Here is a 12,751-nt window from a genome sequence, read left to right on the forward strand (position 1 = left end):
TGTTAGTAGAACAAATTTAAGGGGGAACATTATATGAAAAAAATGTCCAGACAAGAAAAAAGCTGGATATTATACGATTGGGCGAACTCAGTATATTCGCTCGTCATTACAACTGCATTATTCCCAATTTACTTTAAAGCAGCTGCAAAAGAAGCTGGACTATCTGGTGCAACTTCAACAGCATATTGGGGATATGCAAACTCATTCGCTACACTTTTAATTTCTATACTTGCTCCTATTCTCGGCACAGTTGCTGATTATAAAGGATTTAAAAAACGATTTTTCACATTCTTCTTTGGACTCGGTATCGTATTTACAAGTATGCTAGCAGTCGTCCCAACATCTCAGTGGTACTTATTACTAGGATGCTATATGCTCGCATTAATCGGTTTTGCGGGGGCAAACATCTTTTATGATGCATTTTTAGTAGATGTCACTTCTGAAGATAGAATGGATCGAATTTCTACGCGAGGTTTCGCATTAGGCTATATTGGGAGTACTATTCCTTTTATCGGTTGTATCGCTCTTATTATTCTTTCTCAAAAAGGAACTATCCCTTTATCTGTTGGTATTGCTAGTCAAATTTCATTTGCGATAACAGCTCTTTGGTGGGGGTTATTTACGATTCCAATGCTAAAAAACGTAGAGCAAACGCACTATATTGAACGTCACCCTAGACCAATTACAATGAGCTTCAAACGCCTTGCTGCTACTTTTAAAAATATTAAAGAATATAAAACTGTATTCATGTTCCTAATCGCTTACTTTTTCTATATTGATGGGGTCGATACAATTATTACTATGTCCACCGCTTACGGAACAGATCTCGGTATTAGTGCAACGAATCTATTAATCATCTTATTCGTCACACAAATTGTAGCTTGTCCATTCGCTTTATTATACGGAAAATTATCAGAAACATTTACAGGTAAAAAGATGCTATATGTCGGTATTATGATTTATATCATTATCTGCACATATGCTTATTTCTTAAAAACGACACTCGATTTCTGGATTTTAGCAATGTTAGTTGCCACTTCTCAGGGCGGGATTCAAGCACTTAGCCGTTCCTATTTTGCAAAACTAGTACCTAAAGAATCTGCAAATGAATTCTTCGGATTTTATAATATCTTTGGTAAATTCGCAGCAATTATGGGTCCCGTATTAGTCGGTGTTACAACGCAATTAACAGGAAAAACAAACGCTGGTGTCCTCAGTATTATTGTACTGTTCATTATCGGTGGATTCTTATTAACTAGAGTTCCCGAAAATGATACATCCGTTACACCACCTAGTCCAAAAACGAAAACGCTATAAGAAAAGATCCTCTTCATATGAGAAGGGGATCTTTTCTTTATTTTATCGATAACGTCTTACAATTAAAAATTCTACAGCCGGCTTTACAACTATCGCAGCGCATAACGCAAACAAAAGCGGTATGTTATGAAAATCAATCCATTTATTAAAACCTGCCGATGCGAAAAACAAACCAAAAATTAATACAACAAGTACATAATACGTAACATTTGCACTTGTTCTTAATACATGTTTTTCTACATCTTCTTTCTCCTCCGTTGTCCCTTCCACATTATGCGATGCCAAACTTTTAAACATATAATGTAATGCGATGCTACAAATAAATAGTGCATACCAGTTTACTTGAAGTTCAGTTAACCAATAATAAAGTGCAAACACTAACGTACTTATAGCCACTAATGCCGTAACTACAAGGTTTATTTTCTCTTTCCCCAACAACTACTCCCCCTACAGCTTGTACAAAAATAGTTTATCAACAGTTGTTCCTAATACTTCAGCTAAACGGAATGCTAACGCTAAGCTTGGATCATATTTATTATTCTCAATTGCATTTATCGTCTGTCTAGAAACTTTACACTTATCAGCCAATGCACCTTGTGAAATATTGTTTTCAGTGCGTAATTCATAGATTTGATTTTTCACACCATTTCTCCTAACCTGTAAAATCGTTTTTACATCATCAGTATATAGTTGGGGCATTTCATTGTCAAAAGATTGCCACAAGAAAAAGGAGCAACTCTGCTCCCTTACAATGGTTATTTCGAAGCTAACGAATTTGTTAGTTCCTCTTTATTAGTGACACCTTCTTTATTTATTTGCATGCGTAGAACCGGCCCTATCGCCAATAAAATAAGTGTCATTGCTATACAAAATACAGTAACTAGTGAGGTCATCTCCTTCAATCCTCCAGCTAGTGAAGTTCCAATTAACATTGCCCCCATAAACAGTGGTAAAATTGTTCCATTTACTCTTCCAATCATATTTTCTGGTACAAGTTGAATCATAAGCGTACCGACAACGATATTAACACAAGCTAAACAAATACCTGTTCCAAACCTCATGAAACTAGTAATCCAAAATGATGTAGATAGCCCTTCTACTAAAAATGACATCGCTAATATGCTCATACCGAATACAAACATCTTTTTCGGGTTCACTTTTGAAGCGAAAACTGCAGCAACAATACCACCAATTAACATACCTATTCCATCAGCTGCGGCTAAATATTGAACGGCTTCTTTTTCCATTCCAAGCCGTTCAATTACAAGAAACACTTCTAATGGATTCGTTAGTCCAACAGCTAAGCCCATAATGGTGAAAGTAATCGTAATCATACGTAAATTTTTCGTATGAAGAACATATTTCCAACCTTCTTTTATATCATTTTTTAATGAATCTCTCGCTACTTGCTCTTGTTCCATCCATTTTGGTAAAAACGAAAGAGCGATAGCAGATAACAAAAATAAAATGATTAAGCTATATAGTGATGTAAATAAACCAAGTTGTGTATACACAAGCGATCCTACCACTGGTCCGAAAATTAGAAATAATGACTGTAATGTTTGGTTAAATGCAATCGCATTTGCTACCTGTTCTTCTTTTACGTAGCGCTTAAATATACGCGAAGATGATGGCTGAGAAAACTGACCTACAATCGCGGAAATAAGTGTTGCAAAAAATATAGCCTGCCAATAATCCAGCTTTAACAACAAGACAATTCCTATAATAGACAGTACACTTAATACATCTCCAGCAACCATCGTTCTTTTCGGATTCCAGCGATCAGCTAGCGCCCCACCGATAAACGAGAAAATAAAAATAGGTGCATATTCCATAACCGATAACAAAGAAACTGAAACTGGATCATTATTCGTTCGCTCCATTATGAAATACAAAAGAGCCATATTTCTGATCCAAATTGCAAATTGTTGTAAAATATCAGATGCCATAACGAGCATAAATGCTCGATTTTTAAATAAAGCGTTCATTTTCATTCCCCTTTCATAAACCGACCGTTCGGTCTAATTTGTTTTGTAAGAAAAGCAACTGACTTATTATTCAGCTGCCATTCCTTTTAACAATACATCTATTGCCTTTTTATAAATACGTTGCAGCTCTTTATGATCTAACTCGTAGTAAAGTACTCCAAGCCCTGATAATAATCCATTCACAATATACATAAGGTCGCGCGTATTATCTTCGCGAAACTCTCCAGACTGTATGCCTGCTTCAATTAGTTTCTCAAACATAACATATGATTCTCTAGTTAAAGCCAATAGTTCATCCAAAATCTCTTTACTTACAACTTGGCTCATAGAGAATTCCTCTATTGCATTTGAAATTGGTTGCTGTATGTCCTCGACATGATATTCCGCGAGACCATATAGTTTTTCAGTATTCGTACTATACAACTTCTCTTTTTCATTCCATTTTTCAAGCCAATCATACGTATGCTGTTTCACTACAAATAAAAATAATTCTTCTTTACTTTTAAAGTGATAATAAATGCTTCCTTTACTTCGCTCTGTAATTTCACAAATCTCTTCCATAGATGTAGCTGCATAACCCTTCTGTGAAAACAGACTTTCTGCTTTATAGGCAATTTCTTTCTTTATCTCTTCTGCGCTTCTTCTCATATTCACACCTCTTTAAACCGACCGTTCAGTCTAATAATAACAAATTAAAAACCTCTATTACAAGAGGCTATATTCCTTATTTAAGAAAACGTACTTTCAAACCACATTCGAATCATATGTATTATTCCAATTTTAAATCCTAATTTAACAAGAAATACGCCTCCCGCAGCTAATAAAAATAACACTACTTTCCCCTTATTTTTCACTTTCGGTTCCCTTTTCATTTCTATTCCCCTTATTACGTTAAAAATATTAATCAAACGTTTGTTTAACTGTTTTTATGCATATGTAAGCCAACTAATCAAACGTTTGTTTAAAAAGAAATACGCCCCATATAGGGCGTATTCTCATCAATCACCGCCACCTCCGCCACCATCGCAGCTGCCTCCGCTATCTCCACCGAAAGATCCTCCACAATCATGTGAACCTCCATGCGAGCTATCATTATCAGATCCAGCAAAGAAAAATAATGGTGATGAGTTGTTAGATGAATTATGAATGTTATTTTGTTTTGTAAGATTTACCTTCTTTTTGTTTGATCGCACTGCTGTTACAATCGTTCCAACTACAACAAATAATAGTATGACAATAATAAATTCCATATAAAATCCTCCCTTAATCTTCGAATAATTGAATGGTTCTCTCTAAATTTTCAAGTGAAATGAAGCGCGATTCACGAAGGATCTCTTTTCCATTATAAAATAATAAAACTGTTGGCCCTGTAAATACTGCATATCGCCCCGCGATCTCTTGCATGTCTTGTAGTAATATTTCTACTTTCTCTACGTAATCATAATTCTCTAGTACGCTATTTACTTTTCTTAGCATAACATCACAAACACCACAATTTTCTGTTTTAATAAAAAGCAGCACTAATTGTTGTTCTTCAATATATGTTGCTAATTCTTCTATCGTTTCAAATGTATTCATCTTATCCCTCTTAGCGTAATTTACGAAATACTTTACCCTGATACATACGAAAAGCTGAACTATCTTTAATCTTTCTCTTTTCCATTACCTGCTGAAAACGAAGCGTTTTTGCTGTTAACTCTTCTTGTAATTCCTTTCTCTCTGCTTCATCATAACAGCACGCAATTAAGTCTTCTATTTTTAATATATCTTTTTGTAGTTCCATTTCTGGTGGAATCATGCCCGCATTTTTTAAAATTTTATAACTCATTCTAAGCTCTGGAGGTACCATTGAAAGGTCTTCTAATTGTAGTGGTTTTCCTTTTCCCGGAATATGATCAAGGTCTCCATTCCGTATTGCTTGTCGAATTTTTTCTTCAGCAATGTTCAAAAAGACATCCACACCATTCGCTCCTTTACATATTTTTACTATTATTTTACATGATATTTCCTCATCTCGCTACGCTATTACAAATTGACTTCATACAATTTTTTCTCAAATTTAATTACAAGAAGCCTTTTTCCCCCTAATCAATATTTTATTTTCATGTGTAATCTGTATTAGAGCCACTTCATATTGAGAAAGTCTTTTCAAATCAAATAAAGCGTTTACACCAAATCTTACATTTGCTACGATTTAATCACCCCCAGCTCCCTTGTATAGACTTCGTGATGTCTGATCATTTTTATCCCGCTTTAATGGGCAGTAAGACCCCCACCACTGATTAAAGTTTCATACGTCTAGATTCATTTTGGTTTATTGGCGCATGCCTTTAAATATATCTTTTATTTTGAAAGGAGAAATGACCATGAGATCAAAAAAATTCACGCTGCTATTACTATCCCTACTACTCTTCTTACCTCTTTTTCTCACAAACTTTATTACTCCAAATTTCGCATTAGCAGATTCACCAAAGCAAGGTCAAAAAATTGTTGGGTATTTTCCTTCATGGGGCATTTACGGACGTAATTATCAAGTTGCAGACATTGATGCATCAAAGCTAACTCATTTAAACTATGCTTTCGCTGATATTTGCTGGAATGGAAAACATGGAAACCCTTCTACTCATCCGGATAATCCAAATAAACAAACTTGGAACTGTAAAGAATCTGGTGTACCACTGCAAAATAAAGAGGTCCCTAATGGTACTCTCGTACTCGGTGAACCGTGGGCTGATGTCACAAAATCTTATCCGGGGTCGGGTACAACTTGGGAAGATTGTGATAAATATGCCCGCTGCGGAAATTTCGGAGAACTGAAACGATTAAAAGCTAAGTATCCTCACTTAAAAACAATTATTTCCGTTGGTGGCTGGACTTGGTCTAACCGTTTTTCTGATATGGCCGCTGATGAAAAAACAAGAAAAATATTTGCTGAATCTACAGTAGCTTTTCTTCGCGAATATGGATTTGACGGCGTTGATTTAGACTGGGAATACCCGGGTGTTGAAACGATTCCTGGTGGTAGTTATCGTCCTGAAGATAAACAAAACTTCACCCTACTTCTTCAAGATGTTCGAAATGCATTAACGAAAGCTACTGCAGAAGATGGAAAACAATATTTACTAACAATCGCGTCAGGTGCAAGCCAACGTTATGCGGATCATACAGAGCTAAAGAAGATCTCTCAAATACTGGATTGGATTAATATTATGACATATGATTTCCATGGTGGATGGGAAGCTACTTCTAACCATAATGCAGCACTATACAAAGATCCAAATGACCCAGCAGCGGATACGAAATTTTACGTAGATGGTGCGATAGACATTTATACAAATGAAGGGGTTCCAGCGGATAAACTCGTATTAGGTGTACCTTTTTACGGACGTGGATGGAAAAGTTGCGGAAAAGAAAATAATGGGCAATACCAACCTTGTAAACCAGGTAGTGACGGAAAGCTAGCTTCTAAAGGTACTTGGGATGATTATTCTACCGGTGACACAGGTGTGTACGATTACGGTGATTTAGCAGCTAATTATGTGAATAAAAATGGTTTTGTTCGCGGATGGAACGATGTAGCGAAAGTACCTTATTTATATAATACGACTACAGGAACGTTTATTAGCTATGATGACAACGAATCTATGAAATATAAAACAGACTATATAAAGACAAAGGGTTTAAGTGGCGCAATGTTTTGGGAACTAAGCGGGGATTGCCGTACAAGTCCAAAATATAGTTGTAGTGGACCAAAATTACTTGATACGTTAGTAAAAGAATTACTTGGTGGACCTATTGCTCAAAAAGATACTGAGCCCCCAACAAACATAAAAAATATTGCTGTTACAAATAAAAATTCAAACTCAGTTCAATTAAACTGGACTGCATCTACTGATAACGTAGGCGTTACTGAATATGAAATTACTGCCGGAGAAGAAAAATGGAGTACAACAACAAATAGTATTACAATTAAAAACTTAAAACCTAATACAGAATATACGTTTTCAATATTAGCAAAGGATGCTGCGGGGAATAAATCACAGCCTACTTCCATTCTTGTAAAAACAGATGACGCTAGCACAACACCTCCTGGTGGAAATGGCAATGCTACCTTTTCAGTCACTTCAAATTGGGGGAGCGGTTACAACTTCTCGATTGTAATTAAAAATAGCGGAACGACTCCTATTAAAAACTGGAAATTAGAATTTGATTATAACGGCAATTTAACACAAGTTTGGGATTCTAAAATTAGTAGTAAAATAAATAATCATTACGTAATTACGAATGCAGGATGGAATGGTGAAATTCTTCCTGGTGGGTCTGTTACAATCGGAGGAGCAGGAACAGGCAATCCTGCTGAACTTTTAAATGCATCCATTAGCGAAAACTAAACGTAACCTCCATTAATTACTTCACTAAAGTTTGAATTTAGGTTTGAGTGCTCTGACCTAAATTCAAACTTCTAATTTTATGAAAAATCGCAAATCTACATTAAGATAACCTATTATAATTATATTTAGTTTATAATATGAAGTTCATGTGAAGTTCATCTGAATTTTACATGAATTTCCTTTAAGTTCTATTGTCTTCCTATACTAATCACATTATCCTTTACATATAGGAATTATTTTTCATTCCACTTTAAACTATCTATATATATAAAGAAAAGATAGTCGCCTATTAGGGAAAGGCATCTAAATATAAACATAACATAAGAAAAAGCACGCTTATAAGCGCACCATAAGAGTGCTTCTTCATACAATTCTCATGTAAGAGTTCTCGAAAATCATGTTAATCACAAAGAAAAGGCATTAGCTTATATAAGCTAATGCCTTTTCTTTATTCATATTGTTCAGCGTTCCATTCTTCTATATTCCATACTTTTGTGATCCACGCTTCATAGAAAGAAGGCTCATGTGAGACCAGTAAAACCGTTCCTGTATATTGTTGTAACGCTTCCTGCAAAGACTTCTTTGTTTCTATATCCAAATGATTAGTCGGTTCATCTAAAATTAAAACATTGCTTTTTGTTACGATAAGTTCACATAAACGTACTTTCGTTTGTTCCCCGCCGCTTAATAAACGAATAGGTTTTAATACATGTTCTTCTTTCAATCCACACTTTGCTAATGCTTGGCGTACTTCTTTCTTTGTCATATCTGGTCGTTCTGCCCAAACTTTTTCTAATGGTGTTGTTTCTGAAGCAAACTCTTCCTGCGCAAAATAAGCAGGATTTACTCGTTCTCCAACAGAAATTGAACCGCTTAGCGGCTTTATTTGACCTAATAACGTTTTTAACATTGTCGTTTTTCCAATTCCATTATGACCAACAATCGCTATCTTTTCCCCTTTTTTGACTTGCAAATTCAATTCTGGAAATAACGGAGAACTATATCCTATCCTTAGTTTTTCAGCCTGTAATACGCGACTAACTGGCTCCTCATAAACATTGAAATCAAAACGGGATCGAGGTACATGATTAACCTTTTCGATCCTTTGCATTTTCTCCAATACTTTCTCTCGACTTTTGGCCTGTTTCGCTTTTCGAATTTTATTTTTTTGAATAAATGTTTCTAACTGAGCAATTTCTTTTTGTTGTTTCGCACGCGCCGATTGTAATTGTTTCCTTTGCAATTGATAACTTTGCACAAATTTTTCATAACTTCCTACGTACCGCTTCACTTTCCGTTCTTCTAGATGATAAATAACATTCGTAATACTGTTCAAAAATACTTCGTCATGTGAAATGATCACATAAGCTTTTTCATACTGTCTCAAATACGATTGCAACCATTCTATATGGGCTGTATCTAAATAGTTTGTTGGCTCATCTAGCAATAAAACATCAGCTTTTTCTAAAAGGAGCTTCCCAAGTAATAACTTTGTTCGCTGTCCTCCACTTAACTGTGAAACATCCTTTTTCAAGCCTATTTCAAGTAAGCCTAAGCCGATTGCTACTTCTTCAATTTCTGTATGAATTTGATAGAAATTAGAACTTTCCAATATAGTTTGTAATTCTCCATACTTTACTAACAGTTTTTCTATTTCTCCTGCTCCATTCATTTCTTCAGCAATTTTTAACATTTCACACTCAATCGCATACAAATTAGAAAATGCACTTTGTAAGTATCCCTCAATTGTTATTCCCTCTTGTAAATCCATATGCTGCTGTAAAAAACCTATCTTCACATGTGGAAACCATTCAATGTTTCCGTCATCATGTATAAGTTCTCCTGTTAAAATCCTTAACAATGTTGATTTTCCAATTCCATTTTTCCCAACTAACCCAACATGCTCGCCCTTTAATAGTCGAAAACACGCATTATATAAAATGGTTTTCTCACCATACGAATGACTTAAATTTTCTACTGTTAATATACTCATTTTTTTCTCTCCTCTACTTATAGTTCATAAGCTAAATAGAGAGAGCAACAGTATAAAGCCTTATTTAATTGTATATATAAAAAATGGGTAAGGTGAACACACCTTACCCATTACATATTATCGTAAAAAAGGATTAAGGTTCTTTACCTGCTGTCTTCAATTTAGCTTAATCGTTAAAAATGGGCAGACTTCTCCCGCATCAAGCTAAAACCATTTGAAGAACAGTTGATAAAGTCATTTTATCCTTTCACTCCTTTAACATTTGTTATATTAAGAGTATAAACTACTCTGTTATATTCTATTCTCTATTTTTTCTTTTGTTCCTTCTCCATTTTTTCATTTTCTACGTAAATTTCTTTATCCTTTTCGGCAAGAAGACTCCATCTGATTTGTGTTACGAGTGAAACCCAACAATTCAGGTGGAGATGAATTGCCGTCAGAAGGTAGGCTGAACTCTTTTGTTTCGTTCATAACGATGTTCCTGGGCGAATATTTATCCTTGATACAATCTGCCCTTAGATAAGCAGGGAATAGATCGTAAGACGACGAAATTGGATAATCATAATCATTTTGTTACTTGAGCCAATAGGAATTGCGATGAAGGCCCCAATATGAATGTGTCAAAAGTAATGAACTTTCTAAGAAAGGTGGTGAAAACAATGGCTAAAAAGAAAGCAGTGAAAGTATTACGTAAACAAAAGAAAAGAGAAACTATGCAACGATTCACGCAGAAATAGAATATCGGACGAGCTTGTCTTACCGCAAAAGAATTCCGCTTACTGCAGCGCATGTCATATAGTTCAAAAGCATTGCGGAATGTTGGATTGTACACGATGAAACAAAGTTACTTGAATCATAATAAAATGGCTACTGTAAAAGAAGTGGACACTGCTATGCAAGCCGATATGAATTACTGGGGCATGCAATCAAACTCTGTCCAAGCGATTCGTAGAGCCTTATTTACAGAAGTGAAGAGCTTTTTTAAAGCGTTAGAACAGTGGAAGAAAAAACCTAAAGCATTCACAGGACGTCCTAGGTTTCCGAATTATTCTCGTTCCACTGATAAACGAATTATCGAAATCTATCAGGTCCCAAAAGTAGATGATAACGGGTATTGGATGATTCCGATGAGTGTTGCATTCAGAAAAAAATTCGGTTCCATTAAAATACGTATGCCTAAAAACTTAAAAAATAAAAAAATCTCCTACATTGAGATTGTACCGAAGCAAAAAGGTCGGTTCTTTGAGGTGCATTACACATATGAACTGCACGTTTCTCAAATGAAGAAACCATCCACGACTACTAGTAACGCTTTGAGTTGCGATTTAGGTGTAGATAGATTAGTAAGTTGCGCAACAAATGCAGGTGATACTTTCTTAATTGATGGAAAAAAATTAAAATCCATAAACCAGTACTTCAACAAAATGATACGTAACCTCCAACTGAAAAATGTTAAAAATGGACTTTCTAAACGAGTTGTAACGAACAAAATGGCTACACTTTGGCATAAACGAGATCGACAAATAAATGGTTACATTTCACAAACTGTAGGTCTGTTGTTTAAAAAAGTGAAAGCATTTGGCATAGATACGGTTGTCGTAGGGTATAACGCTGGTTGGAAACAAAAATCTGATATAGGGAAAAAGAATAATCAAAAGTTTGTTCAAATCCCGTTCCATAAACTGATTGCAGCGATTGAGAATAAATGTATAAAAGAAGGTATACGATTTTTCAAACAAGAAGAAAGCTATACTTCTAAAGCTAGTTTTCTTGATAAAGATTCGGTTCGAGTTTGGTCTAAGGATGATAGGACCCATTATCGCTTTAGTGGCAAACGAATCACTCGTGGTCTGTACAAAAGTAAATCAGGGAAATGTATTCACGCTGATATTAATGGTGCGCTGAATACGTTGGAAAAATCAAGAGTTGTAGAATTGGATGGCAATCTCAAAGTGAAAACGCCGATTCTATTAGAGGTACAAAAACGTAAGGCTGTTGCTTCGCGCATAGCTTAGTGGTTGCGTCAACCATCCATGTGTACTCGACTTGTCGGGGCTTGTAGTACACGCCAGATTCATCTGAGTGGTGGCTTCTTCCATAAGGAAGAACTGCTCTTTTTCGAAAGGGTGGTGCAAGTGGGGAAACGATTGCTCGTTTCTAGTACCAACCAAAAACTTACTTGGGGTGTTACCGTAAGGTGGCATGAATGCTAGAGCGTCAAACTGTCTATCGATAGACGAAAAGACCTAGCGTTCGAACTCAAGCCCCCACTGAAACGTTTCATCTCAGTGGGGGTAGTTGACACATCTTTTCTAATGCATATGGACTTGTAAAGATGAGCGTTAACGATTTCCACATATAAATTCTTCTTTGTAGTTCTATCCCATACTCTTTACTAACCATATTTTTCACTTCTGGAATATGTTCTTCGTTTTGAAATTGTTGTACAGATTTCAATTCCTTCGTCTTAAAATCCGTTAAAAGGCCTATTACAGTTCGTCCATGTTCCTGCGACCTTTCTTCTAAATCAAACTGAATGGAATGAACAAAACCTAAAACGTGAAAGATTTGAGCATGCAACCCGACAGCAGCACGCTGTTCCATTAAGTTGTAGCACTCTCGTTTTAACTCTTCTACCATTTCTAAAGAATTTCTATTAACTTTCCTTTTGCCAACAAACATAATTTTTACAATATGAGCGACTGCTCCCATACTTTTTAATACGCTCTCTAGAATTTCTACCGCATCTTCCACATAACCATTTGAAATTATAGAATGAATAAATTCATCTAATAGCGCTTGAAACTTTTTAACTAAATGTAAATCACGTAATTCTGGAACATCTTTTCTCAATTGATCCCGGCCTTGAACCCACTTTAAAACTTCTGTCATTTCTTCTTCTTTTAATTCAGGATGTTCCATACCATACTTCATTAATAAAATATGATTTTTTAATAAGGACTTTCCTTCTTCAAGATTATCAGCTGTTAACGAGTCAACTATTTGCTCTATAGATTTCATCTTTCTCCCCCCTATATAAAAAAGCCTCTTAACAGTAATTA

12 protein-coding genes and 1 pseudogene are annotated in these 12,751 nt (G+C 35.4%); 3 read left to right on the forward strand and 10 right to left on the reverse strand.

From position 1 onward, the window contains the following. Positions 1-33 precede the first annotated feature (33 nt). Positions 34-1,317 (forward strand): MFS transporter, encoded by a 1,284-nt coding sequence (locus AABL52_RS24820; RefSeq protein WP_341518630.1) that lies wholly within the window; start codon positions 34-36, stop codon positions 1,315-1,317. A gap of 42 nt (positions 1,318-1,359) precedes the next feature. Here AABL52_RS24820 and AABL52_RS24825 read toward each other — a convergent pair whose 3' ends face one another. From AABL52_RS24825 to AABL52_RS24860, 8 genes are all read right to left on the reverse strand, one after another. Beyond that, the gene (locus tag AABL52_RS24825; protein WP_000514002.1) at positions 1,360-1,752 is read right to left on the reverse strand and encodes a hypothetical protein; all 393 of its coding nucleotides are present in this window, start codon (positions 1,750-1,752) and stop codon (positions 1,360-1,362) included. A gap of 12 nt (positions 1,753-1,764) precedes the next feature. Continuing rightward, positions 1,765-2,016 (reverse strand): helix-turn-helix transcriptional regulator, encoded by a 252-nt coding sequence (locus tag AABL52_RS24830; RefSeq protein ID WP_002070345.1) that lies wholly within the window; start codon positions 2,014-2,016, stop codon positions 1,765-1,767. Positions 2,017-2,072: 56 nt separating this feature from the next. After that, positions 2,073-3,305 (reverse strand): MFS transporter, encoded by a 1,233-nt coding sequence (locus tag AABL52_RS24835; protein ID WP_341518631.1) that lies wholly within the window; start codon positions 3,303-3,305, stop codon positions 2,073-2,075. Positions 3,306-3,371: 66 nt separating this feature from the next. Further along, complete coding sequence (locus tag AABL52_RS24840; protein ID WP_341518632.1) at positions 3,372-3,953, reverse strand: TetR/AcrR family transcriptional regulator; 582 nt, start codon at positions 3,951-3,953, stop codon at positions 3,372-3,374. Positions 3,954-4,033: 80 nt separating this feature from the next. Beyond that, positions 4,034-4,177 (reverse strand): hypothetical protein, encoded by a 144-nt coding sequence (locus tag AABL52_RS24845; protein WP_000817982.1) that lies wholly within the window; start codon positions 4,175-4,177, stop codon positions 4,034-4,036. Between the two features lie 126 nt (positions 4,178-4,303). Further along, positions 4,304-4,555 carry a hypothetical protein gene (locus tag AABL52_RS24850; protein WP_000394367.1) on the reverse strand — a complete coding sequence of 84 codons (252 nt, stop codon included), beginning with the start codon at positions 4,553-4,555 and terminating at the stop codon, positions 4,304-4,306. A 13-nt stretch (positions 4,556-4,568) separates the two neighbouring features. After that, on the reverse strand, positions 4,569-4,883 hold the full coding sequence (locus AABL52_RS24855) for a thioredoxin family protein (protein ID WP_001091214.1): 315 nt from the start codon (positions 4,881-4,883) through the stop codon (positions 4,569-4,571). A gap of 10 nt (positions 4,884-4,893) precedes the next feature. Beyond that, on the reverse strand, positions 4,894-5,265 hold the full coding sequence (locus AABL52_RS24860) for a DnaJ family domain-containing protein (protein WP_000382352.1): 372 nt from the start codon (positions 5,263-5,265) through the stop codon (positions 4,894-4,896). A gap of 406 nt (positions 5,266-5,671) precedes the next feature. Between AABL52_RS24860 and AABL52_RS24865 the strand changes: the two genes are divergently transcribed. Then, complete coding sequence (locus AABL52_RS24865; protein ID WP_341518633.1) at positions 5,672-7,696, forward strand: glycosyl hydrolase family 18 protein; 2,025 nt, start codon at positions 5,672-5,674, stop codon at positions 7,694-7,696. Positions 7,697-8,144: 448 nt separating this feature from the next. Here AABL52_RS24865 and AABL52_RS24870 read toward each other — a convergent pair whose 3' ends face one another. Continuing rightward, a complete protein-coding gene (locus AABL52_RS24870) occupies positions 8,145-9,689 on the reverse strand; it encodes an ABC-F family ATP-binding cassette domain-containing protein (protein ID WP_341518634.1) in 1,545 nt (514 codons plus the stop codon). A gap of 659 nt (positions 9,690-10,348) precedes the next feature. Between AABL52_RS24870 and AABL52_RS24875 the strand changes: the two are divergent. Beyond that, positions 10,349-11,704 (forward strand): annotated as a pseudogene (locus AABL52_RS24875) (RNA-guided endonuclease TnpB family protein). A 265-nt stretch (positions 11,705-11,969) separates the two neighbouring features. Here AABL52_RS24875 and AABL52_RS24880 read toward each other — a convergent pair. After that, positions 11,970-12,710: a hypothetical protein gene (locus tag AABL52_RS24880; protein WP_341518635.1), complete on the reverse strand. Its 741-nt coding sequence runs from the start codon at positions 12,708-12,710 to the stop codon at positions 11,970-11,972. Positions 12,711-12,751 lie beyond the last annotated feature (41 nt).

Source organism: Bacillus paramobilis (genome assembly GCF_038096195.1).
Taxonomy (GTDB): Bacteria; Bacillota; Bacilli; order Bacillales; family Bacillaceae_G; genus Bacillus_A; species Bacillus_A mobilis.